This window comes from Sulfitobacter dubius, assembly GCF_027214245.1.
Classification (GTDB): domain Bacteria; phylum Pseudomonadota; class Alphaproteobacteria; order Rhodobacterales; family Rhodobacteraceae; genus Sulfitobacter; species Sulfitobacter dubius_A.
Window position 1 is genome coordinate 172,794 of record NZ_JAPWHM010000002.1, and the last position, 22,389, is coordinate 195,182.

Sequence of the window (22,389 nt, forward strand, 5' to 3'; positions counted from 1 at the left end):
AGATGACAGATGTAACCACACCTCACACCAAAAGCTTCCGGATGCCGTCGATGTCCGTTCTCGGGCCGATCATCGCGCTGATCGTCCTTTTGGTCATTGGCGCGCTGATGAACTCAAACTTCCTGAGTGCGGCGAATATCACCAACGTCCTTGCCCGCTCGGCCTTCATCGGGATCATCGCGGTGGGCATGACCTTTGTCATTACCGCCGGGGGGCTTGACCTCTCTGTCGGGTCGATGGCGGCCTTTATCGCGGGGCTGATGATCTTAGTGATGAACGCCGCCTTGCCAAGCCTCGGCGTCGGCGTGCCGATCATCTTGTTGGGGATGTTCACGGCCATCGTCGCGGGGCTGCTGGCGGGGTTGTTGAACGGCTTTTTGATCACCGCCCTTGGCATTGAGGCTTTCATCGTTACGCTCGGGTCCATGGGCATCTACCGCTCGCTGGTGACCTGGCTGGCCGATGGTGGCACCCTGTCGCTCGATTTCGGGCTGCGCAGTTTCTACCGGCCCGTGTATTTCGACGGCATCCTCGGCATCAGCTGGCCGATCATCGTCTTTGCGCTGGTGGTCGTTATCGGCGAAATCATCATGTCGCGCACTGTCTATGGCCGCCACTGCGCCGCCACCGGGTCGAACGAACATGTCGCGCATTATTCCAATGTGAACGTCAACCGCACGCGGCTGATCTCTTATGCCGCTCTGGGCATCTTGGTGGGCATCGCCACGATCATGTATGTGCCGCGCCTCGGCTCGGCTTCGGCCTCGACCGGGGTGTTGTGGGAGCTGGAGGCGATTGCCGCCGTGATCATTGGCGGCACTGTGCTCAAGGGTGGTTTCGGTCGGGTCTGGGGCACCGTCATCGGCGTGCTGATCCTCAGCCTGATCGGCAATATCCTGAACCTCACCGATTTCGTGTCGCCCTATCTCAACGGCGCGATCCAAGGGATTATCATCATTCTCGCTGTGATCCTACAGCGCGAAAGGAAGACGGCGCTTTAAGCCGTAGTTGAACGCTTCATGGGAGGAGCAAAAATGAGATTTACCAAAACATTCATTGCCACGGCGCTGGCCACGGCTGTCAGTACGGGCGCCTTTGCCCAAGAGACCAAGGTCATCGGCGTCTCGATCCCGGCGGCGACCCACGGCTGGGCAGGGGGCATGAACTTCCACGCCAAGGAAACCGTCGAGCGTTTGGAAGAGGTCTATCCCGATCTCGACTTCGTGCTCGCCACCGCGTCGGACCCCGGAAAACAGGTGAACGACATCGAAGACATGGTCGCCACACGCAACATCGACGCGCTGGTGGTGCTGCCGTTCGAATCCGATCCGCTGACCCCGCCGGTGCAGGCTGTGGCCGAAGGCGGTGCATGGGTGACGGTGGTCGACCGTGGTCTCTCGGTCGAGGGGGTCCAAGACCTCTATGTTGCGGGTGACAACAGCGGCTTTGGCAAGGTTTCGGGTGAGTTCATGGCCCAGCAAATGCCCGAGGGCGGCGATATCGTCGTGCTGCGCGGCATCCCCACCACCATCGACAACGAGCGTGTCGAGGGCTTCAACACAGCCATCGAAGGCTCCGGCATCAATGTGCTCGACATGGAGCATGGCAACTGGAATCGCGACGACAGCTTTACCGTGATGCAGGATTTCCTGTCGAAATACCCCAATATCGACGCGGTATGGGCCTCGGATGATGATATGGCGATTGGCGTTCTGGCCGCGATTGAGGCCGCAGGGCGTGACGATGTGAAGTTCGTGCTCGGCGGGGCTGGGATGAAAGAGATGATCAAGCGCACAGCCGATGGCGACGCGATGATCCCGGCCAATGTGACCTATCCGCCGTCGATGATCGCCACCGCGATTGAACTGACCGCCGTGGGCCTCACCTCCAACGCGCCGGTCTCGGGCACATTCGTGATCGGCTCGGTGCTGGTGACGCAGGAGAACGCGATGGATTTCTACTATCCTGACAGCCCGTTCTGATGAACACCGCCACCGGCAGGCTGCCGGTGGCATTATCCCCCTTGTGAAGTAATGAGTACCGCATGACCTATCTCGGCTTGGACCTAGGCACCTCGGGCGTCAAAGCGCTTTTGATCGACGAAGGCCAAAGGGTCTTGGCCGAGGGTCATGCCCCGTTGGAGGTTCAGCGCCCGCACCCGATGTGGAGCGAGCAGGACCCTCAATCATGGATCACCGCCTGCGAGGCCGCGATTGCGCAGGTCCGCGCGGCGGCCCCCGAGCACTTTGCAGCGCTGCGCGGCATTGCCGTGTCGGGCCAGATGCACGGGGCCACGCTGCTTGACGCGAACGACCGGCCCCTGCGCCCGGCAATCTTGTGGAACGATGGCCGCGCCCATGTCGAATGCGCGGAACTGGAGGAGCGTGCCGATTTTCGCGGGCTCGGTGGCAATATCGTCATGGCGGGCTTCACCGCGCCCAAGTTGCGGTGGGTGCAGAAACATGAGCCTGAGGTTTTCGCACAGGTCCGCAAAGTTCTGTTGCCCAAGGACTATGTCGGCCTTTGGCTGACGGGCGAACACGTCTCGGAAATGTCCGACGCGGCGGGCACGCTTTGGCTGGATGTGGCCAAACGCGATTGGTCGGATGAACTGCTCGCCGCGACGGACTTGACCCGCGATCACATGCCGCGCTTGGTCGAAGGCAGCGCGCGGGCGGGCGGGCTTCGTGCCGAACTTGCCGCCGACTGGGGCGTCAGCAACGTTGCCGTTGCGGGGGGCGCGGGAGACAACGCGGCCACCGCCGTCGGGCTGGGGCTGGTGCAGCCGGGGGAGGGGTTTTTGTCACTCGGCACTTCGGGCGTGCTTTTCACCGTGACCGACCGTTTCGCCAGCAACACCGAAAGCGCGGTGCATAGTTTCTGCCACGCCGTGCCCGGGACATGGCATCAGATGGGCGTGATCTTATCTGCCACGGATGCTTTGGCATGGCTGGGGCAGATCACGGGTCAAACTCCCGCAGCCTTGGCAGGCATGGTTAGGAACGCGACCGAACCCTCTTCCATCACTTTCCTGCCCTATCTTTCTGGCGAACGCACGCCGCATAACGCGCCCGACGCCACCGGAGCCTTCCACGGGCTGCGCCGGGGGCATGGGTTGCCCGACATGGTGCAGGCAGTGATGGAGGGGGTCGGCTTTGCCTTTGCCGATTGCTGTCGCGCACTAGAACAATGTGGCTCCCTGCCAGAGCGTGTTTGCGTGGCGGGCGGCGGTAGCCAGTCAGAGACTTGGTTGCAGATGATCTCCGACATCACCGGGCTGACCCTCGACGTGCCGGAAAGCGGTGCACAGGGGGCGGCGCTCGGCGCGGCACGGCTGGCTATGCTAGGCTGCGGGGAGGCGCGGCAGGCCGAGGTGATACACCCCCCAAAGATCCGCAAAAGCATCGCCCCGAACCCCGCGCTTGAAGGGGCCTATGCGCAAAGCTATGCGGCCTACCGACAGGCGTGGACGGGGCGCCAGACGCGCTAACCGCCAGATCATAATGATAGACAGAGCAAGGGGCGACCACCGGGGCCGCCCCGTCGCCGATCACATCCCCGCAATCACCTTGTCCAATGTGGCGGGATAGTCGCGCACCCGCACTCCGGTGGCGTTGTAGATCGCATTGGTGATCGCCGCAGCCGCGCCGCAGATGCCCAACTCACCGATCCCTTTCGCCTGCAGCGGGTTCGCCCAATCGTCCCGCTCTTCCAACAGATCGACGGTCAGCTGCGGCACGTCGGCGTTCACCGGAATGTGGTATTCCGCAAGGTTGTGATTGGCGACATGCCCGTCGCGCGGATCAAAGGCTAACTCCTCGGTCAGCGCGATGCCGATGCCAAAGGTCATCCCGCCCAGACATTGCGAGCGCGCCGTCTTGGCATTCAGGATCCGCCCTGCGGCGAAAGTGCCGTGCATCCGCCGCACCCGCGTCTCGCCCGAGGCTGCATGCACCGCGACTTCGGCGAAATAGGCACCGAATGTCGCCTGCCGCACCGCCTCGGAAGTATCGCCGGGCAGCACATGGCCAAGCTTTGCGATCTCATCGCCGTTCAGGATCTCGCTCAGGCTCCGGGTCTGATTGTCGAAAGTGGCCATGCCATCTTTCAGCGTCAGGTCATTTTCGTCCACCTCCAGCCGCTCGGCCAATTGTTTGCGGATCGCCTCACAGGCCAGATAGACCGAGGTGCCACTTGACGACGCGCCCCACGATCCGCCAGAGCCAGAGGCCGGCGGCAGGGTGGTATCGCCCAAGACCACATCCACGGCATCGCGCGGCAGGCCCATCATATCGCCCGCGATTTGCCCCAAGATCGCATAGGTGCCGGTGCCGATATCGGTCATATCGGTCTCGACCCGCAGGCGGCCATCGGGCATCAGCGTCACGCGGGCTTGGCTCTCCATCAGCACGTTGATCCGCGCCGCCGAGGCCATGCCGTATCCGATCAGCCATTCGCCCTCACGCCGTTCCTTGATGCCGGGGCGGTCGGCCCAGCCAAAGATCTCGGCCCCGCTATCAAGCGCCTCACGGAAACGACGAGAAGAGAAGTCTTTGCCGCTTTCGGGGTCTTTTTCGGGGATGTTGCGGCGGCGCAGTTCGACCGGGTCCATGCCGATCTTGTCGGCCAGCTCATCCATCGCGCCCTCGAAAACGGTGACGCCCACCGCTTCGCCCGGCGCGCGGACAGAGCCTGCGCAGAGGCGGTGCACCCGTGCCAGATCCATCGACATCTTGCGGTTCGCCCCGGCATAGAGGAAATGGGAGGCTTGCAAAACCGGCTCGGCGAAGGTCTCTCCGGGCAGGTTGGACACGCGCGCGTCATGGCCCAGACCGGTCAACTTCCCCTCTGCATCAGCGGCAAGCCGTACACGCTGCGTGGTCTCTGACCTGCGCATCGTCGCCTCATAGACCTGCGGCCGTTGGAGGGCGACAGACACCGGGCGGCCCACCTCTTTTGCCGCAATCGCCGCCGCGACCGCCTCGGGCGCGATCCCGAGTTTCGAGCCAAAGCCGCCGCCGACGTAAGGCGACAGGATGCGCAGCCGGTCGGGGTGAATGCCAAGTGCGTCCGATAGCTCATTGCGGTTGTATTTCAGCATCTGATAGCTGCCGCGCAGGGTCAGGTCATCGCCATCCCACGACGCGATAGAGGCATGCGGCTCCATCGGGGAGCTGGAATGCGACGGGGTGGTATAGGTCACATCCACCGAAAACGCGGCCTCCTGCATCGCTCCATCCAGATCGCCCTGATCCAGCGTTTTCGCCTCTTGCGGTTCAACCGCCGCCGTTGCGGGATCGACCGGCATAACCTCGCCGTTTTCAAGTTCCACCTTCAGCGACTGCGCCGCATGGCGGGCCTGTTCAAAGCCTTCGGCAACCACGACCGCGATCAACTGCCCAAGATAGGCGGCGTGATCCGGCCCCTGAATCGGGGCTTTGTTCGCGGTGCCCTGGGCGGGATTGCGCAGCAGGCGTTCGTCTTGGATCACGGCCAAGACGCCCGGCATTTTCGCCACATCATCCCGGTTGGCCAAAACCACGCGGCCACTGTTGCCCGGGGCGCGGACCATCACGCCATGCACCATCCCCTCAACCTGCCATTCGTTGGCATAGGTCGCCGTGCCGGTAACTTTCAGCGGCCCCTCGGGGCGGTCAAGCGGCGCGCCGACAAGACCCTGTGCCATATCATCAAGCCTGCGTGCGGTGGCGGGCGCGTCCATCTTGAATTGCTCGGTCATTGTTGGGCCTCCGAGGTAAGTTCGCTTAGCACCGACACCAGCGTGCGGCGGGCGAGGGGGATTTTGAAATCATTCGCGCCATAGCCTTTGGCCTCGGCCAGCAACAGGTCGGCGGCTTTGTTGAACAGGTCTTCCGATGGCGCTTCACCGGTCAGCAGTTCCTCAACCTCAACGTTCCGCCAAGGTTTTGGTGCCAGCCCGCCAAAGGCCAGATCGGCGCGGGTGATCCGCCCATCCTGCACTTCGACGATCCCGGCCACAGAGACCAGCGCGAAGGCATAAGAGGCCCGATCCCGCACCTTGCGATAGGTCTGTTTGCCCTCCACGGGCGCGGGCAAAACCACTGCGGTGATCAACTCGCCCGCTTCAAGAACGGTCTCTTGATCGGGTCGATCTTCCGGCAGAAGATAGAGGTCATCCAGCGTCAGGCGGCGGGTGCTCCCGTCTTCTTTCAGCGTTTCCACCTCGGCCCCGAGGGCGCGCATGGCCACGGCCATGTCGCTGGGATGGGTGGCGATGCAATGCTCCGACGTGCCCAGCACGGCGAGGATGCGGTTAAACCCGTCTTTCGCCGAACAGCCCGTGCCCGGCTCACGTTTGTTGCAGGGCATGGCGCGGTCGTAGAAATACAGACACCGCGTGCGTTGCAGCAGGTTGCCGCCCGTTGTCGCCTTGTTGCGCAGCTGCCCGCTGGCCCCGGCCAGCAACGCGCGGCTCAACACTGGCCAGCCCCTGCGCACGCGGGCGTCATTGGCCAGATCGCTGTTGGTCACCAAGGCCCCGATGCGCAGCCCGCCCTCGTCGGTCGCTTCGATTTCGGCAAGGTCGAGACGGTTGATGTCGATCAGCGCCTCGGGGGTCATGACCTCTAGCTTCATCAGGTCCAAAAGGTTGGTGCCCCCGGCGATGAAAGTGCCACCGCCCGCCGCTTGGCGCGCTGCGGCTTCTGTGTTTTCGGCGCGGGTATAGTCAAAAGGTCTCATGCGTTTTCTCCCGCGGCTTTGCGGATCGCCTCGACGATATTGGGATAGGCCGAGCAACGGCAGAGGTTGCCGCTCATCCGTTCCGAGATTTCTTCGGCCGTCAGGTCGGCCTTGCCGCTCAGATCATCGGTCACATGGCTGGGCCACCCGTTTGCGATTTCCTCAAGCATCGCGGTGGCTGAGCAGATCTGACCGGGGGTGCAATAGCCGCACTGAAACCCGTCTTCGCTGACAAAAGCCTCTTGCAGCGGGCTGAGGTTGCCGGGCTGGCCGATGCCTTCGATCGTCGTGACCTCATCACCGTCATGCATACAGGCCAGCGTCAGGCAGGCGTTGATCCGACGCCCGTTCACCATCACCGTGCAGGCGCCGCATTGCCCGTGATCGCAGCCTTTTTTGCTGCCGGTCAGTCCAAGGTGGTGGCGTAGCGCATCCAAAAGCGTTGTGCGGGGATCAAGATCCAGCCGCTGCTCGGTGCCATTAATGGTCAATTTCGTTTCCACGGCAAATTCCTTTGGCTAAATGGAGGCGGAGGGCAAAACCCTCCAGCTATCGGCTGCTTCGGGACGTAGGGCGGCGAAGTTGGGCGGCAAGCGGTTGAGAACGGTGGAAGCGGAAGCCTCGGTGCGCGCGGCTTTTGATTACATAATGATGATTACAAGTGAGACTTCTGCCGATAGCCGCGTTAAACCGTCCCGCCTCTGGCCGCTTGGGCCAAAGCCGATTAGAAGCGGAGGCGAAACCCGGGGGGAGCGAACCGTTGCAAAAGACCAGATTGCCCGAAAGACCCGATTGGCGCGCCCATGCCAAAGAGGTTGGCTTTACCTTTGCCGATATGCATGGTGAGCCCTATTGGGACGAAACCTCGGCCTATGCGCTGTCGCTCGAGCAGATCGAGAACGACATCGAAGACCCTTCGACCGAGTTGCACGCCATGTGCCGCGAGGCCGTGGCAGAAATCATCGTCAGCGAAGAATTGATGGCGCAGCTTGCCATTCCAGAAGCGCATCGCGACCTCGTGGCCGAAAGCTGGCGGCGGGGCGACCCTGAGATCTACGGGCGTTTCGATCTGGCCTATGACGGCGCGCGCCCGGCCAAGCTGCTGGAGTATAACGCAGACACGCCAACCTCGCTCTACGAAAGCGCGGCCTTTCAATGGCAGTGGCTAGAAGATCAGTTGAAGGCGGGCGTTTTGCCCGAAGGCACGGATCAGTTCAACGGCATCCATGAGTCATTGGTCGCCCGATTTGCCGAGGTTTTTGAGCCCGACAGTGACCTGCATTTCACCGCCGTGGCGGACAACCCCGAAGATTACGGCACAGTCGAAGCCATGGGCTGGGCCGCGCGCGAAGCGGGGCTTGGCGCACATTACTGCGACCTCGACAAAATCGCGCTCAGCGAGGACGGTCAGTTCCTCGACGATCAGGATCGCCGCATTGCGGTGCTGTTCAAACTCTACCCTTGGGAAGACCTGCTGCGCGATGACTACGCGGCGCATATTGAAGGCTCGGGCTGCCTGTTTCTTGAACCTGCGTGGAAAGCGCTTTTGTCCAACAAAGGCCTCTTGCCCGTTCTGTGGCGGATGTTCGAAGGCCACCCCAATCTGCTGCCCGCGTTTTTTGAGGCGGATGTGGCAGAGGCGCTCTCCGGGCGCGGCCCCGCCGCCCCCGCCTGCGCCGAGGCCTTTGACCGTGCCGCCGCGGATCTGGCAGCAGCGCATGTGCGCAAGCCGATCCTCTCGCGGGAGGGGGCGTCGGTCTCGATCCATCAATCCGGCAAGGTGATCGAACAGTCGAAAAACTTAGACTACGCCGAACATCCGCGCATCGTTCAAGCCTATGCCCCCCTGCCCGAATTTGACGGATTTCGCCCCGTTATCGGGTCTTGGATCGTGGGCGAAAGTTGCGCGGGCATCGGTATCCGCGAGGACCGCTCGCGCATCACGCAGGATTTGTCCCGCTTCAAACCGCACTATATTCTCGCGTAACGCTATGCCCCGCCGCCCCTTGGCAGAAAGACGACCATCATGACCAAACGCTCGAAACGGGTTTCCATCGCCATCGTCGGTGCCGCTGCCTTTACCCTTGCCGGATGCGAGGAGGAAAAGGTTGACGCCGCTGCCTTTCCCGACCTGCAAAGCTGTCTGGCGGATGCCTCAAGCGGCGGGATGTACACCCAGCAACAATGCGAAACCGCCTTTGACGCGGCCCAGACCCTCCATGTGGAATCCGCACCGCGCTATGACAGCCTAGAGGTCTGCGAAGAGCAGCATGGCGCAGACGCCTGCGGCTCGGAACAGACGGCAACCCAAGGCGGGTCGGGCGGGATTTTCATGCCACTGCTGGCGGGCTACCTGATCGGCAATATGATGAGCAACCGCGCGGGCATGGCGGCGGCACAGCCGCTCTACAAAACCTCGGATGGGCGCTTTACCAATGCGGCACGCTCCAGCACCTATTCAACCAATCGCGGCGCCGCCAAGCTCGGCACGTCGCAATTCACCCGGCCCAGCACCACCATCGGCAAAACCCCGATGACCCGCGCCACTGCCGCATCGCGTGGCGGTTTTGGCCGTTCGGGTGGATCGCGCGGTTTTGGTGGCTGACGGGCACTAGGGCAGCCCCGCGCCTACCTGCGGCGCATCACCGCCGCCGCAAGGATCGCAACCGCCAGCGCCAGCACCGCCACGGCCCAAAAGGGATCATGGCCATGGGGATGCACATGCGCGCCTTCATGCGCCATCACAGGGCCGGCGAAAGTGGTGAGGGCGAATGTCAGTCTCTTCATCTCAATATCCTTAATCTATTGCGTTGGCCCTTGTGGCCTCAACCCAGCCCCAAAATCTCACGCGCCTGCTGCGGCGTGGCGACGGGGCGACCAGCCTCGGCGCAGATCTCTGCCGCGCGGGCGACGAGGGCGGCATTGGAGGGCGCAAGGGTCTGTTTGTCCATCCTAATATTATCCTCCAGCCCAGTGCGCAGATGCCCCCCTGCGGCGGCACACCATGCGTTCAACTCGGCCTGATGCCGCCCGATCCCGGCCGCGCACCACGGGATGTCGCCGAAAAGCCGCCTGACCGTTTGGATATAGAAATCAAAGACGTCTCGATCCGCAGGCATGGCGTTTTTCACCCCCATGACGAACTGAATATAGGGCCGCGCCGGGATCTTGCCCGCGTCAGCCATGGCCTTGGCCTGTAGGATGTGGCTCAGATCAAAGACCTCGATCTCGGGCAGCACGCTGTAGGTCTTCATCTCGCCCGCCAACCAGTCGACAAGCTCAGGCGGGTTTTCATAAACACGGTTGGGAAAGTTGTTCGACCCCACGGAAAGCGAGGCCATGTCGGGGCGCAGCGGCAGCATCCCGCCCCGGTTTCGTCCTGCGCCCGAGCGCCCTCCGGTTGAGAATTGCACGATCATGCCGGGGCAATGCTGCCGCAGCCCTTCTTGTAGCCGTGCGAAACGGTCTGGGTCTGCCGTGGGGGTGCCATCGGCGGTGCGGACATGGGCATGGCAGATCGTCGCCCCGGCCTCAAAGGCGGCTTGGGTGCTTTCGATCTGTTCGGTGATATCGATCGGCACCGCCGGGTTGTCGGCCTTGGTGGGAAGCGATCCGGTGATGGCCACGCAGATGATGGCTGGAGTATCGGTCATGGGTGTCCTCGGCTGTCTGAAAATTTGTTAATCGACGCTGTCGCGGGCAAGGGCAATGACACGGCGCAGCGCCTGCTCCGCGGCCTCCGCATCTTCCCCGTCGGGCCAGTCGTAAAACCCCTTGCCGCTGCGTTTGCCCAGATGCCCCCGCCCCACCAGATCGGCGAGGGTCGGCGATGGGTCATGGCGATCACACAGATCGGGATAGAGGTATTCGGCAATGCTCAGATGGGTGCCCAGCCCATTTAAATCGCGCTGCCGGAACGGGCCGGAAAGCGCCATGCGGACACCGACAGACCATTGCACGATCTCGTCGATCTCCGCCGGGCTGGCGACACCTTGATCCACCAAATGCAGGCATTCGCGCATGATCGCATGTTGAATGCGGTTCGCGACAAAACCAGGCGGCGCGTGGTCCAGACGCACGGGCCGCCGCTCCAACCCGCGCAGCAGGGTCATGACTTCTGCACAAAGCCCTTCGGGCGCATCCTTGGCCGCGACCACTTCGACGGCAGGGATCACATCGCCGGGGTTGAAGAAATGCGTGATAACGGCGCGCTCAGGCCGGGCCATGTCCGCCGACATTTCTTTGAGTGTCAGGCCAGAGGTATTCGACAAGATCGGCGCCCGCTCCGGCACCACCCCCTCCAAGGCGGCCAGTACCTTTCGCTTGAGCATAAGGTCTTCCGGCACGCATTCCAGCGCGACATCCGCCTGCCCTGCCCCCTCCAACGCGGCAGTGGCGCTTGATCCCGGCACCGTCGCCAGAAACCCATAGCGCGCGGCCTCGGTCGGGTCGACCGCATGCACCGTCCAGCCGTGACTGGCAAAGAGCCTGCCGATGGATTGTCCCATCGTGCCAGCGCCCACGATGATGATGCGGTCGGCCATGTTATCCCCCTCCCGGATATCAGTTATTTACTTATCACTAGATGATGGTGATAAGTAAACAGCGAATAGAGAAAAGGAGCCCCCCGTGGCCCAAAACCCCTCCCCGCGCCATGCGGTCGTCACTGGCGGCGCGCGCAACATCGGCCTTGGTATCGCCCGCAGGCTGAGAGAGGACGGCTGGCGTGTCTTCGTGCTTGATATCGCGGACCCGGAGGATCCTGCCCTGCGCGGGGATGCGCAGCAGGTCGATCTGTCAGACCCCGAGGCAACCACCGCCGCCTTGCAAAACATCCTCAAAGAGGGGCCAGTCACCTGTCTGGTTAATAACGTCGGCATCGTGAAACCCGCGCCCTTCGACGCGGTAGAGATTGATGACCTCGACCGCATCATGCACCTGAACCTCCGCCCCAGCATCTTGGCGGCGAAACTGCTGGTGCCGGGCATGCGCACGGCAGGGGGAGGGCGGATCGTGATGAACACCAGCCGCGTGACAAAGGGCAAGATCGACCGGGCGCTCTATTCCGCCAGCAAGGGGGCGATCCAGTCGATGGCGCGGACATGGGCGCTGGAACTGGCGCGCGACGGGATCACCGTGAACTGCGTCGCCCCCGGCCCCATCGCCACGACCGCCTTTTGGGAGAACAACCCCGAAGATGCACCAGAAACCCGCGCCATCGTCGATGCGGTGCCGATGGGCCGCATGGGCACGCCCGAGGATGTGGCGCAGGCGGTGGCCTTTTTCGCCGATGCCCGCAGCGGTTTCATCACCGGGCAAACGGTCTTTGTCTGTGGTGGCACGGCGGTCGGGTAATCAGCCCTTGGCCTCCAATGCGTCAAGCAGCCTGCGCAGGACCGGATTGCTTGGGTCGCGCAGATAGGCCAGCCCGATCCGGCTTTGAACCTTGGCGTCGCGGATCGGCAGAAAGGCCACGCCCGCATCCTTCATCCGCGCGGCGGAGGCGGGAACGAACGCCACACCCAGACCCGCCGAGACGAAATTCACGATCGCAGTAAACTGCGGCGCACGGTGCGCCACGCGGGGGGCGAAACCGGCATCGGCGCAGAGTTGATAGGCGCAGGCCGCGAAACCCATATCGGGGCCAAGGTGGCTGAAAATGAAACTTTCCTCGCGCAGCGTTGCCATGGAAACCGAAGGCACCCCGGCAAGCCGGTGGTCGGGTGGCACGGCCAGCAGAATATCCTCGGTGTGGACAGTGCGCGTGACCAAAGTCTCAGGCACGCCCGAGAGCGGCAGGCGCACGAACCCCGCATCGAGCCTCCCCGCCACGATCTCGGCGATTTGCAGGTCCATGTCCAACTCGCGCAGGATCAGGTCCACATCCGCCGCGCCCGCGCGCAACTCTCGCAAAAGCCGTCCCAGAATGCCCGCGTAAGAGGCCGAGCCGACATAGGCCAGTTCGATCCGCCCGCGCTGCCCGTTGCGCGCCGCTTCGGCCAGTGCTTCCACCCGCCGGGCCTGTTGCAGCAGGGCGCGGGCCTCGGGCAGGAGCGACTTGCCGAAGTCCGTCAGCATCACCCGGCGGCGGTTGCGGTCAAAGAGAAGCTCGCCGCCAAAGGCGGCTTCAAGATGTTTCAGCTGCTGCGTCAGCGCCGGTTGCGCCACGCCAAGATTGGCCGCCGCTTGGCCAAAATGCAACGTTTCGGCAATGGCGACAAAGACCTCATAGTGGCGCAACGTGGCGGTAAGTGGCGTTTCCATGCGACCCCCTGAACTGACGTCAGAGAGTTTTCACACGCGGGTCGGTGATAAGCAAGTTAGATCACCAGCCCCTACCCCTCCGCCGCGCGGGCGCGGCTGCGGCGGTCGTGCAGGGTCTCGGCCTCGGCCAGATCGTCGCTTTCGACCTTTACCGTCTCATGCCCACTAGGGCGCCGTGCACGCTTGCGCCGAAGCGGCCCGCTGTCATCGCTTTCCCGTGGCAGGATCAACCGGTCGACCAAAGTACGGCGCAGACCGAGCGTTGAAGTCAGATCGAACACCAGCGCCGAGACCGTTTCAGCCTCATGCGGTCGCACCAGCAACTCAAGGCGCGTCACCGGGCGGGATTTCTTGCCCTGCCCGTTCAGCATCAGCAAATCGACCACGCCCTCCAACGCGCGCAACCGATCCACCGCCGCTCCGAGTTCTTCGCCCGTCATGTCGTCGATATCGCAGGCAAATTGCACGAGACTGTCCTGCGCGATGCCCGCCGTGGCGGTGTCGAAGACGCTGACCCGCAGGATATTCGGCAGCCCCTTCATCACCCGCATCCCCGCGCCCGACCCGGTACAGCGCAGCCGCCCCGGTGGACGGCTAGCTGTCGGCCTGCCCCCGGTGACATGGGCAAGGATCGCAGCCCCCGTGGGCGTCACCCTCTCGCCCGGCACACCATCGTCGTGCCAGTCATAGCCCTGCAAGATTAGCGCGGTTGCGGGCGCCGGCACCGGCAGTTTACCATGCGCCGTCTCGACCAGCCCTCCGCCCAAAGGCAACGCCGCGAGCGAGACAGTTGCCCCCGCCAGCGCAGCGCAGATGCTACCAGCGGCAGTCACATCCATCAGCGCGTCCCAATCCGCGATCTCGTGAAAATGTACCTGGTCGATAGGGATGTCATGCACCTGCGCTTCGGCCTCGGCAATCCGGTGAAGGATGGCGCAGGCGGCCTCCGCCGTGCCCTCGGACAGCGGTGCGTTCTCCAAAAGCGCGCGCATCGCGCGGTAGGTCGTCTCGGCCCCATGGCGCCTGCCTGCGTCGGGTGCGGCCAGCATGAGTTCGAACCGTCGAGACGTGATGCCCGAGGCGACATGTTCGCTCAGTTCCGCATGGCCCACTTCCGCGGGGAGCACGGCAGCGACATCGGCCAAGGCGCGCTCGGCCAGTTCGGGGAAGGCATGCAGCATCGCCGCAATGAACATATCCCCCGCCGCCCCGCCGACGGGGTCGAGGTGTAGGTGAAGCCCTTGGCCTAGCATCAATGCCCCTCCGGCCAAGGGTTGCGCAGCAGGCCGTCGTCGAACTGCATCTCTTGCAGATCGCCCACCACCTCAAGCCCCGAACGGTCGCGCAGTTCCGGCAGCATCGCCTCGGAGGCATAGAGATACTCAAGTTTCAGCGTATTGGGGATGCGCAGCAGCCGGACCTTGGTGATATCCTCGGCCCCGCAGGTCTTGACCGCCGTTTGGATCGCGGTGCGGTCGCAGGGCATGACCATCGGGATTTTCGACTGTTTCAGCACCTGCGAGGTGATCGCGTTGGCATAGACCGCCTCACGGTCGAAATCCTGCTCCAACCGCGCCGTGATCACATCTGCCCGCGCCGCGCCATTGCCGTTGCCGTTGCTGCGCGGCGACAGGCCAAGCGCCACAAGGCGCGAGATATGTAGATGGACCTGCATCTTTTCGCTTGAAAAACGATGGGTGATGTTGGGGTCCATCCCAGTGCCGGAGAACTCCTTGCCAATCTCATCCACCACCAGCACGTCCAGATCGCCCGAGGCCGAGGGCGCGTCCAGCGGCCCCAGCGGCAGTCGAGGCATATTACGCATCGCCTCTTGCAGATAGGGCGCTTCGGCTTCCAGCATCCCGTCGCTGTCGAGGGCGACCACCTGCGAGAGTTCGTCATAGGCATTCTCGATCGTGCCGATGCCGAAAAGCACCTTGCAACGCTCCAACTTCATCCGCGCCATTTTGGCCACGAAGATGCCGACGTTATCGATACCGCGCGAATGGCAGGTCTCGGCCCCCGATTGCTTGCCCAAACCGATCGAGAGCATCTTGGCCAGCCCGCTTTCGTTCGGCGCGCGGAACGACGTATGCGGCTTGATCCGGTTGAACAGGATGACCCCATCAGCGGCATTGGCGTGGCGGTCCATCCGCACCGACATGCCGTTGTCGAGCACGCCGATCTCATCGGTTTCCATCGAAGAGCGGATTTCGCAACCGAGGCTCTCTTCGGTCACGCCCAGTTTCGCCAGCAACGCGGTTTGCCCCTCTGCCGTGGCGCCCCCATGGCTGCCCATGGCGGGCACGACAAAGGGCTGCGCTCCGCGGGCGCGGACCTCGGCCACGATGGCTGCCAGAAGTTCCGGCAGGTTCGCCAGCCCCCGGCTGCCTGCGGTGATCGCGATGGACATGCCCGGCTTGATTTTACCTGCGCAATCGGCCTGCATCGCCTCTGCCACGGCGGCGCGCGGGTCGTCGATGCGGGTCGCGGCAAAGGTCTGACGGCAGAGCGCCATGCGCGGCAGCGGCGTATCCTCGACCAGTTTTACATAGTTCGGTTTCATCTGCGCTGTCCCCTTCGACATCTGTTACCCCGTGACCCCGATCGGCCAAGGCGCGAATTCCTCTTCGCCCACGCCAAGCGCTTCGGATTTGCTCTGCTCCCCCGAGGCGATGGCGAGGATACGCTCGAAGATCGCTTGACCCAATTCCTCTAGGCTCTGCTCTCCGTCGATCACCGTGCCGCAGTTGATGTCCATATCGTCCTGCATCTTGGTGAACATCGGCGTGTTGGAGGCGAGTTTGATCGTCGGCGAGGGGTAGGAGCCAAAGCACGACCCGCGCCCGGTGGTGAAACAAATCAGGTTCGCCCCTCCCGCGATCTGCCCCGTGGCAGAGACTGGATCGAAACCGGGCGTATCCATGAAGACCAGCCCCTTTTGCGTCACGGGTTCGGCATAGCGGTAGACCTCCATCAACCCCGTGCTGCCGCTTTTCTTGGCCCCGCCGAGTGATTTTTCCAACACATTCGCCAGACCGCCTGCCTGATTGCCGGGGCTGACCACGCCGTTGATCTGCGTGTCGCGGCCTTTCGTATAGTCCAGCCACCAGTCCATGCGTTCGACCAGTTTGCGGCCCACCTCTTCGCTGCGCGCGCGGCGGGTCAGGAGGTGTTCGACACCGAAGATCTCGGGCGTTTCCGACAGGATCGCCGTGCCGCCGTTGCGCACGAGGATATCCGCCGCCGCCCCCAGACCAGGGTTGGCCGAGAGCCCCGAAAGCCCGTCCGACCCGCCGCATTGCATCCCGATGGTGATATGTTCCGCCGAACAGGGCTTACGCCGCACGGCATTGGCCTGATCCAGCATTTCGCGCACCGCCTCTTTGCCTTCGGCAATCGCGCGGGCCGTGCCGCCGACATGCTGCATGGTGATCGTGCGCAGCATCTTGCCCTCGGCCAGTCCTTCCTCCTCAAAGAACTGCGCCAGATTGTTGCGCTCACAGCCTAGTGATAGGACCACGGCCCCGGCCAGATTGGGGTGGCGGATATAGCCCGAGAGCGTGCGGCGCAGCAGGTCCATCGGCTCGCCCGTGAGCTCCATTCCGCAACCGGATTCGTGGATGAAGGGGATCACCCCGTCGACATTCTCCCATGCCTCCATCCGTTCTTCGTCGAAGTAATTGGCGATCTTGCGCGCCACGGTGGCCGAGCAATTCACGGTGACGAAAAGCCCGATGTAATTGCGCGTGCCCACCCGGCCATTCGCGCGGCGGATGCCCATGAACTGGGCACGCTCTTGCGGTGGCAGCAGCTGGGTCGGGGTATAGTCGCGGGCAAAGGCATAGTCTTTGTCGACCGCGTCGAACTTGATATTGTGGCTGTGCAGCCAATCGCCTGCGGCGATATCCTCTGCCGCGTAGCCGATGACCGTGTCGAATTTCAGGATCGGCGCGCCCTGCTGGATCGGGCGGACCGCGATCTTGTGCCCTTGGGGCGTATCGTGGTTGGCACGCAGCCCGTCTTGCGGCAATACCGCGCCTTGGGACACCGCCGAGGTCGCCACGACCACGTTATCGGTGGGTGACAGCAGCATCACCCTTGCGCGTCTGTCCTCTTGCATGGTCTGGCTGTCCATCGGATGCTCCCCCAGGGTGTCGAAAAAACCGCTTCGGTAAGATGTCATTAACTGATATATTAGATTTAACAGCTATGGAAGAGCCCACATGACCTCATCGAACAAACCAACGGCACAGAGCGCGCAGACCCTCGCCAAAAGCATTTTGGGCGGCGGGGCCGATCTGGGTCTGTTCGAGGGTGGGCCGACGGGGCGCGGGGTTTACGCCACCCTGCGCGATCAGATCGTAAGGCTCGACCTGCCGCCCGGCACACCGCTTTTGCGTGCCGAATTGGCCGAAACCCATGGGGTGAGCCTGACGCCGCTGCGCGATGCGCTGCAACAGCTGGCCAAAGAGGGGCTGGTCAAGATCTACCCGCAATCGCGCACGCTGGTCACGCCGATCGACATGTCCGCGATCCGCGAAGCGCAGTTCATGCGCATCGCGCTTGAGACCGAAGTCGTGCGCCGTTTGGCCGCCGAAATCGCGCCCGAAGCCCTGACCCGTCTGCGCAGCATCGTCGCCCTGCAAAGCAGCATTTCGGACCAGCCCGGCGATGTGCCGACCTTTCAGGAGTTGGACGAGGTGTTTCACCAAACCCTCTTTGTGGCGGCGGGCCATGTGCAAAGCCAGCGCATCATGCGCAGCCATGCAGGCCATCTGGAACGCCTGCGCCGCCTGCATCTGGATGACATTGATGAGGCGGGGCGCATCCTGAACAACAAGGACGTGATCGGCGGCCACAGCCGGATCCTCGATGGGATCGAAGCGAGCGATGCCCCTGCCGCGATGGAGGCGCTGCGCCAGCACCTGCAACGCACCGTCGACCGAATGACCGAGAAGCGGGCGGCTTTCCCGGAGTATTTCACCCCGGAAAAGCCCTAAGTCAGCGGTTGTTGGCCTTGCGCCATTCCGCGAATTTATCGAGGCTTTCTTGCTTGGTGCCCGGATAAAGCCCGATGATCCCCGCGCCGCCTTTAACTTGTTCCACGACGAAATCCTCATAGGCCGTCATCTCTACCGCCTCATCCGCGACCTCTTCGGCGATATCTGCGGGGATGATGATCACGCAATCGTCGTCGCCCACCACGATATCGCCGGGAAAGACCGGCGCATCGCCGCAGCCCACGGGGCAGTTGATCTCAATCGCCTCATGCAGGGTCAGGTTCGTGGGGCTTGAGGGCCGGGCGTGATAGGCGGGCATCTCCAGTGCGCCGATGGTCGCGGCATCGCGCAGCCCGCCATCTGTCACCACCCCCGCCGCGCCGCGCATCATCAGACGGGTGATGAGGATATCCCCGGCACTGGCAGCCCGCGCGTCCTTGCGGCTGTCCATTACCAACACATGACCCTCGGGGCAGGTCTCGATCGCGACGCGCTGCGGGTGTTCGGGATTGCGGAACTCGACCAGTTGATTGCGATCCTCACGGGCGGGCATATAGCGGAGTGTGAACGCCGGGCCGACCATGTTGCGCCCCTTGGCGGCCACCGGGCCGACCCCCTGCACCACCTGATTGCGCAGCCCGCGTTTATACAGCGCCGTCGCCAATGTCGCGACCGAGACCGCCTTGAGTTTCTCGCGTAGTTCGGGGCTCATGCCGCCTCTCCCTTCAGTTGATTGTCTTTCACGAATTGATCCAGCACCGCCTGCTGCTGCTCCGTCAGCGGCCATGCGGAGGGCGGGCGCGTGGGGCCGCAATCCTGTCCGATGGCCATGAGTGCGGCTTTGACACCGGTGACATTGGTGCCGTTATGCTCTTCGGCGCGGATGTCCTCAAACGCGCGCATCCCTGCGATGAGGCGGTTCGCCTCGGCGTAGTCGCCCGCGTCGAGTGCCGCGTGAATGGCGACCGACCGCTCGGGCCAGACGTTAATGAGCCCCGAGGTGAAGCCCCGCGCGCCCACGGCATAGAGCGGCGGCGCCCAAACCTCGGCCAGCCCGCCGACCCAGACGATATCATCCGGCGCCGCCTCAATCGCGCGGGCGAGGTTCAAGGGGTTCGGCGTGGCCCATTTGACGCCCTTCACCCCTTCGACTTCGCAAAGCCGCGCGATGCCCTCGGGCCCCATCGCGTCATTGCGCAGGTACAGCATCACCGGCAGCCCGCCCGACGCATCGCGCACCGCGCGCACATAGTCGACCGTGCCACGGGGGGAGACGAAGGGATCGGGCGGTTGGTGGATCATCAGCGCATCCGCGCCCGCCTCGGCACTCGCCTTGGCTAGTGCGCAGGCATCCCGAATGCCGCGCCCGACACCTGCGAGCAAAGGCGCGCGCCCGTCGACCATCTGCGCCACCTCGCGCACCATGGTGCAGGCCTCATCATTGGTCAGCGCGTAATATTCGCCGGTGTTGCCGTTCACGACCGGGATATGCACCCCGGCAGCGAGGGCGCGGTCAATGATCGGCGCCAGTTTGCGCGGCGCGATCTCTCCACCCGCGTCATAGGGCGTCACAAGGATGCCCGAGATGCCGGTGAGCGCTTTCGATAGATCATGTGTCATTGCCAGCCCCTCTCAGAAAATATCCGGCTCACCCGCCGCTTGACCGAAGGCCGCGGTGAGGTAGTCAAAGTCGCAGCCCTGATCGGCCTGCCCCACATGGCGCTGGAACATATAGCCCCAGCCCCGCTCGAACCGCGGCTCGGGCGCTTGCCACGCGGCGCGGCGGGCGGCGAGTTCGTCCTCATCCACCAGCATGTCGAGGGTACGCGCCTCCAGATCCATCCGCACAATGTCGCCCGTTTTCAACAGCGCCAGCGGCCCACCCACGAATGACTCCGGCGCGACATGCAGGATGCAAGCGCCGTAAGAGGTGCCCGACATCCGCGCGTCCGAGATCCGCAGCATGTCGCGGTGCCCCTGTTTCAGCAGCGCCTTGGGCATCGGCAGCATCCCCCATTCCGGCATCCCCGGCCCGCCCTGCGGCCCAGCGTTACGCAGCACCAGCACATGGTCCGGCGTCACATCGAGGTTTTCGTCATCAATCGCGGCCTTCATCTCAGGGTAGCTGTCAAAGACCAGCGCCGGGCCTTCGTGGCGGTGGAACTTCGGATCGCAGGCCGCCGGTTTGATCACCGCGCCATTGGGGCAAAGGTTGCCCTTGAGCACGGCAAGCGAGCCTTCCTTATAGACAGGGTTCGACAGGGGCCGGATCACGTCGTCATTATAGACAGGCGCGCCCGCGATTCCTTCCTCCAAGGGTTTGCCGGTGCAGGTGATGGCCGTACGGTCCAACTTATCCCCCAGTTGATCCATCAGCGCCCGCAGCCCGCCCGCGAAATAAAAATCCTCCATCAGGTATTCGCTGCTGCCCAAGGGGCGGATATTGGCGATGAGCGGCGTGGTACGGCCCAGAGCGTCCAGATCGTTCAGCTCCAGCGCCACACCCGCGCGGCGTGCCATGGCCAAGAGATGCACCACCGCATTGGTCGAACAGCCCGTCGCCATCGCCACCGTCGCCGCGTTTTGCACGGCGGCGGGCGTGATGATCTTGTCCGGCGTCAGGTCCTCCCAAACCATATCGACGATGCGCCGCCCGCAAGAGGCGCTCATCCGTTTGTGCCCCGCATCCGCAGCGGGGATCGAGGTCGCCCCCGGCAGGGTCAGCCCCATCGCCTCCGCAATCGCGGTCATGGTGGAGGCCGTGCCCATCGTCATGCAATGCCCGTAAGACCGCGCGATGCCGCCTTCGACGCCAACCCATTCCTCGGCCGAGATCGTGCCCGCGCGGCGCTCATCCCAGAACTTCCACGCGTCCGAGCCTGAGCCAAGCGCCCGCCCCGCGTAATTACCGCGCAGCATCGGGCCTGCGGGTAAGAAGATGAACGGCACGCCCGCGCTGATCGCGCCCATGGTCAGCCCCGGCGTGGATTTGTCACAGCCGCCCATCAGCACCACACCGTCAAGCGGGTGCGAGCGGATCGTCTCTTCGGTCTCCATCGCGATCATATTGCGGTAGAGCATCGAGGTCGGCTTGGTGAAACTCTCGTCGATAGAAATCGTCGGAATCTCTAACCCCAGCCCGCCGGCTTGGGCGATTCCCTTCTTCACATCCTCCGCGCGGTCGCGGAAATGAAGGTGGCAGGGGTTCATCTCGGACCAAGTGTTCAGGATACCGATCACCGGGCGGCCTTCCCAATCTTCGGGGCCCAGACCCATCTGCATCATGCGCGAACGATGCCCAAAGCTGCGCAGATCGTCGGGGGCAAACCAGCGCGCGCTGCGCAGCTGATCGGCGGTTTTCTTGGTCTCGGTCATGGAATCCTCGCCAGCTAAAACATCATCGCAAAACGGATGGAAAACACATCTTGCCCGAACTGATATATTACCGTATCACCCCAATTGTCGATACCATTTGAGGGGCGCGTTGCGAAAATGTCGGGAAAAACACTGAAACAAACGCTCCGGCCCGGCAGCCGTCTGTCGGGTTTCTGGCTCTCGCTCTGCTCGCCCACGGTGACAGAAATCGCCGCGGGCAGCGGGATCGATTGGCTGCTGCTGGACATGGAACATGCGCCGAATGACCTAAGCCAGATCACCGATCATCTGCGCGCCGCTACGAGTGCGGCACCCGATGCGCAGATGGTCGTGCGGATGCCCTCATCCGACCAGACCATGACCAAACGCCTACTGGATATCGGCGTACAAAACCTGATGTTCCCAATGATCCAAAGCGCCGAAGACGCCCGCCGCGCCGTATCTTGGACCCGCTACCCGCCCGAAGGGCTTCGCGGCATCTCGGCCACGATCCGCGCCAATAACTACGCGCGGCAGACGGATTACCTGACCACCTATGCCGATGCGCAATGCGTCATCGTGCAGGTCGAAACCCCCGAAGCGGTTGCCGAAATCCCCGCCATCGCCGCTGTGCCTGGCGTGGACGCGATCTTTATCGGGCCGGGCGATCTGTCCTCTGCGATGGGGCATACCGGCAACCCGATGCACCCCGATGTCCAAGACAAGATCCGCGAAGCGGTCGATGCCATTCACGCCGCCGGGCTGCCTGCGGGCATCCTTGGTTACGGCGCCGATCTGGCGCGCCGCTACTTTGACAACGTCCTATGCGCGGAATAACAGGCTGATTTGGCATCAGGTCATTGTCGTATCGAGTGCCTCGACACGTTCAGAGAATGCCTCAGTTCGGCTTTTTGTCAACGACAGTCTCTCCCATAACAAACACAGAGTACGCTTTTGCGGCTCTCACCGTCCTTAAGACGAGATCATCGGGTCGCTAACACAGAAGGCCTGAACATTATCTACGAGGTCAGTTACCTGCCTCCAC

The 22,389-nt window shown here is 63.2% G+C and carries 21 protein-coding genes; 8 read left to right on the plus strand and 13 right to left on the minus strand.

Annotation, left to right across the window (positions count from 1 at the left end; translation table 11 throughout):
* Positions 1-2 precede the first annotated feature (2 nt).
* The 3 genes from O4H31_RS04700 to xylB all read left to right on the plus strand — a co-directional run bounded on the left by O4H31_RS04700 (position 3) and on the right by xylB (position 3,490).
* Positions 3-1,001 (plus strand): ABC transporter permease, encoded by a 999-nt coding sequence (locus O4H31_RS04700; RefSeq protein ID WP_067939118.1) that lies wholly within the window; start codon positions 3-5, stop codon positions 999-1,001.
* A 33-nt stretch (positions 1,002-1,034) separates the two neighbouring features.
* Positions 1,035-1,982, plus strand: coding sequence for an ABC transporter substrate-binding protein (locus tag O4H31_RS04705; protein WP_269343332.1), 948 nt, complete (start codon positions 1,035-1,037; stop codon positions 1,980-1,982).
* Between the two features lie 62 nt (positions 1,983-2,044).
* Positions 2,045-3,490, plus strand: a complete 1,446-nt coding sequence (xylB, locus tag O4H31_RS04710) for a xylulokinase (protein WP_269343333.1) — start codon at positions 2,045-2,047, stop codon at positions 3,488-3,490.
* A 60-nt stretch (positions 3,491-3,550) separates the two neighbouring features.
* On the opposite strand, the gene O4H31_RS04715 is transcribed toward xylB, so the two are convergent.
* Genes O4H31_RS04715 through O4H31_RS04725 form a run of 3 tightly spaced genes read right to left on the minus strand, consistent with a single transcriptional unit; the run spans position 3,551 to position 7,226 of the window.
* The gene (locus O4H31_RS04715; protein ID WP_269343334.1) at positions 3,551-5,740 is read right to left on the minus strand and encodes a xanthine dehydrogenase family protein molybdopterin-binding subunit; all 2,190 of its coding nucleotides are present in this window, start codon (positions 5,738-5,740) and stop codon (positions 3,551-3,553) included.
* Complete coding sequence (locus O4H31_RS04720; RefSeq protein ID WP_269343337.1) at positions 5,737-6,723, minus strand: FAD binding domain-containing protein; 987 nt, start codon at positions 6,721-6,723, stop codon at positions 5,737-5,739. Before O4H31_RS04720 ends, O4H31_RS04715 begins: the two co-directional genes overlap by 4 nt.
* A complete protein-coding gene (locus O4H31_RS04725; protein ID WP_269343339.1) occupies positions 6,720-7,226 on the minus strand; it encodes a 2Fe-2S iron-sulfur cluster-binding protein in 507 nt (168 codons plus the stop codon). Before O4H31_RS04725 ends, O4H31_RS04720 begins: the two co-directional genes overlap by 4 nt.
* A gap of 257 nt (positions 7,227-7,483) precedes the next feature.
* Between O4H31_RS04725 and O4H31_RS04730 the strand changes: the two genes are divergently transcribed.
* Positions 7,484-8,710: a glutathionylspermidine synthase family protein gene (locus tag O4H31_RS04730; RefSeq protein ID WP_269343342.1), complete on the plus strand. Its 1,227-nt coding sequence runs from the start codon at positions 7,484-7,486 to the stop codon at positions 8,708-8,710.
* 39 nt (positions 8,711-8,749) lie between these two features.
* On the plus strand, positions 8,750-9,328 hold the full coding sequence (locus O4H31_RS04735; protein WP_269343344.1) for a DUF1190 domain-containing protein: 579 nt from the start codon (positions 8,750-8,752) through the stop codon (positions 9,326-9,328).
* Positions 9,329-9,351: 23 nt separating this feature from the next.
* Here the strand turns inward: O4H31_RS04735 and O4H31_RS04740 are convergent, their stop codons facing one another.
* The 3 genes from O4H31_RS04740 to O4H31_RS04750 are packed head-to-tail and all read right to left on the minus strand — an operon-like array spanning position 9,352 to position 11,267.
* On the minus strand, positions 9,352-9,510 hold the full coding sequence (locus O4H31_RS04740; RefSeq protein ID WP_269343345.1) for a peptidase M23: 159 nt from the start codon (positions 9,508-9,510) through the stop codon (positions 9,352-9,354).
* A 38-nt stretch (positions 9,511-9,548) separates the two neighbouring features.
* Complete coding sequence (locus tag O4H31_RS04745; protein WP_269343346.1) at positions 9,549-10,376, minus strand: 3-keto-5-aminohexanoate cleavage protein; 828 nt, start codon at positions 10,374-10,376, stop codon at positions 9,549-9,551.
* A 27-nt stretch (positions 10,377-10,403) separates the two neighbouring features.
* Positions 10,404-11,267 (minus strand): 3-hydroxyacyl-CoA dehydrogenase NAD-binding domain-containing protein, encoded by an 864-nt coding sequence (locus tag O4H31_RS04750; RefSeq protein WP_269343347.1) that lies wholly within the window; start codon positions 11,265-11,267, stop codon positions 10,404-10,406.
* A gap of 85 nt (positions 11,268-11,352) precedes the next feature.
* On the opposite strand from O4H31_RS04750, the gene O4H31_RS04755 reads away from it, so the two are divergent.
* Positions 11,353-12,078 (plus strand): SDR family NAD(P)-dependent oxidoreductase, encoded by a 726-nt coding sequence (locus tag O4H31_RS04755; RefSeq protein WP_269343349.1) that lies wholly within the window; start codon positions 11,353-11,355, stop codon positions 12,076-12,078.
* Here the strand turns inward: O4H31_RS04755 and O4H31_RS04760 are convergent, their stop codons facing one another.
* The 4 genes from O4H31_RS04760 to O4H31_RS04775 form a co-directional block, all read right to left on the minus strand.
* Positions 12,079-12,987, minus strand: coding sequence for a LysR family transcriptional regulator (locus O4H31_RS04760; RefSeq protein WP_269343351.1), 909 nt, complete (start codon positions 12,985-12,987; stop codon positions 12,079-12,081).
* A 71-nt stretch (positions 12,988-13,058) separates the two neighbouring features.
* Entirely contained in the window at positions 13,059-14,240 is a 1,182-nt protein-coding gene (locus O4H31_RS04765) for a LarC family nickel insertion protein (protein ID WP_269343353.1), read from the minus strand.
* Positions 14,240-15,574: a lactate racemase domain-containing protein gene (locus O4H31_RS04770; RefSeq protein WP_269343355.1), complete on the minus strand. Its 1,335-nt coding sequence runs from the start codon at positions 15,572-15,574 to the stop codon at positions 14,240-14,242. Before O4H31_RS04770 ends, O4H31_RS04765 begins: the two co-directional genes overlap by 1 nt.
* 3 nt (positions 15,575-15,577) lie before the next feature.
* On the minus strand, positions 15,578-17,125 hold the full coding sequence (locus O4H31_RS04775) for a UxaA family hydrolase (RefSeq protein WP_269343357.1): 1,548 nt from the start codon (positions 17,123-17,125) through the stop codon (positions 15,578-15,580).
* Positions 17,126-17,213: 88 nt separating this feature from the next.
* Between O4H31_RS04775 and O4H31_RS04780 the strand changes: the two genes are divergently transcribed.
* Positions 17,214-17,990, plus strand: a complete 777-nt coding sequence (locus O4H31_RS04780) for a GntR family transcriptional regulator (protein WP_269343359.1) — start codon at positions 17,214-17,216, stop codon at positions 17,988-17,990.
* 1 nt (position 17,991) lies between these two features.
* Here O4H31_RS04780 and O4H31_RS04785 read toward each other — a convergent pair whose 3' ends face one another.
* Genes O4H31_RS04785 through araD form a run of 3 tightly spaced genes read right to left on the minus strand, consistent with a single transcriptional unit; the run spans position 17,992 to position 21,365 of the window.
* Positions 17,992-18,702 carry a ribonuclease activity regulator RraA gene (locus O4H31_RS04785; RefSeq protein WP_269343362.1) on the minus strand — a complete coding sequence of 237 codons (711 nt, stop codon included), beginning with the start codon at positions 18,700-18,702 and terminating at the stop codon, positions 17,992-17,994.
* Entirely contained in the window at positions 18,699-19,610 is a 912-nt protein-coding gene (locus O4H31_RS04790) for a dihydrodipicolinate synthase family protein (RefSeq protein ID WP_269343364.1), read from the minus strand. The genes O4H31_RS04785 and O4H31_RS04790 overlap by 4 nt, the downstream gene beginning before the upstream one ends.
* A 12-nt stretch (positions 19,611-19,622) precedes the next feature.
* Positions 19,623-21,365 (minus strand): L-arabinonate dehydratase, encoded by a 1,743-nt coding sequence (araD, locus tag O4H31_RS04795; protein ID WP_269343365.1) that lies wholly within the window; start codon positions 21,363-21,365, stop codon positions 19,623-19,625.
* A 117-nt stretch (positions 21,366-21,482) separates the two neighbouring features.
* Here araD and O4H31_RS04800 point away from each other — a divergent pair, with 117 nt between their 5' ends.
* Positions 21,483-22,181, plus strand: coding sequence for an HpcH/HpaI aldolase family protein (locus tag O4H31_RS04800; RefSeq protein ID WP_269343366.1), 699 nt, complete (start codon positions 21,483-21,485; stop codon positions 22,179-22,181).
* Positions 22,182-22,389: the final 208 nt, after the last annotated feature.

Bases quoted from the DNA above. Each gene is read 5' to 3' on its own strand.
- O4H31_RS04700 (WP_067939118.1), top strand. From the start codon at position 3: ATGACAGATGTAACCACACCTCACACCAAAAGCTTCCGGATGCCGTCG.
- O4H31_RS04705 (WP_269343332.1), top strand. From the start codon at position 1,035: ATGAGATTTACCAAAACATTCATTGCCACGGCGCTGGCCACGGCTGTC.
- xylB (WP_269343333.1), top strand. From the start codon at position 2,045: ATGACCTATCTCGGCTTGGACCTAGGCACCTCGGGCGTCAAAGCGCTT.
- O4H31_RS04715 (WP_269343334.1), bottom strand. From the start codon at position 5,740: ATGACCGAGCAATTCAAGATGGACGCGCCCGCCACCGCACGCAGGCTT.
- O4H31_RS04720 (WP_269343337.1), bottom strand. From the start codon at position 6,723: ATGAGACCTTTTGACTATACCCGCGCCGAAAACACAGAAGCCGCAGCG.
- O4H31_RS04735 (WP_269343344.1), top strand. From the start codon at position 8,750: ATGACCAAACGCTCGAAACGGGTTTCCATCGCCATCGTCGGTGCCGCT.
- O4H31_RS04740 (WP_269343345.1), bottom strand. From the start codon at position 9,510: ATGAAGAGACTGACATTCGCCCTCACCACTTTCGCCGGCCCTGTGATG.
- O4H31_RS04745 (WP_269343346.1), bottom strand. From the start codon at position 10,376: ATGACCGATACTCCAGCCATCATCTGCGTGGCCATCACCGGATCGCTT.
- O4H31_RS04750 (WP_269343347.1), bottom strand. From the start codon at position 11,267: ATGGCCGACCGCATCATCATCGTGGGCGCTGGCACGATGGGACAATCC.
- O4H31_RS04760 (WP_269343351.1), bottom strand. From the start codon at position 12,987: ATGGAAACGCCACTTACCGCCACGTTGCGCCACTATGAGGTCTTTGTC.
- O4H31_RS04765 (WP_269343353.1), bottom strand. From the start codon at position 14,240: ATGCTAGGCCAAGGGCTTCACCTACACCTCGACCCCGTCGGCGGGGCG.
- O4H31_RS04770 (WP_269343355.1), bottom strand. From the start codon at position 15,574: ATGTCGAAGGGGACAGCGCAGATGAAACCGAACTATGTAAAACTGGTC.
- O4H31_RS04775 (WP_269343357.1), bottom strand. From the start codon at position 17,125: ATGGACAGCCAGACCATGCAAGAGGACAGACGCGCAAGGGTGATGCTG.
- O4H31_RS04780 (WP_269343359.1), top strand. From the start codon at position 17,214: ATGACCTCATCGAACAAACCAACGGCACAGAGCGCGCAGACCCTCGCC.
- O4H31_RS04785 (WP_269343362.1), bottom strand. From the start codon at position 18,702: ATGAGCCCCGAACTACGCGAGAAACTCAAGGCGGTCTCGGTCGCGACA.
- O4H31_RS04790 (WP_269343364.1), bottom strand. From the start codon at position 19,610: ATGACACATGATCTATCGAAAGCGCTCACCGGCATCTCGGGCATCCTT.
- araD (WP_269343365.1), bottom strand. From the start codon at position 21,365: ATGACCGAGACCAAGAAAACCGCCGATCAGCTGCGCAGCGCGCGCTGG.
- O4H31_RS04800 (WP_269343366.1), top strand. From the start codon at position 21,483: ATGTCGGGAAAAACACTGAAACAAACGCTCCGGCCCGGCAGCCGTCTG.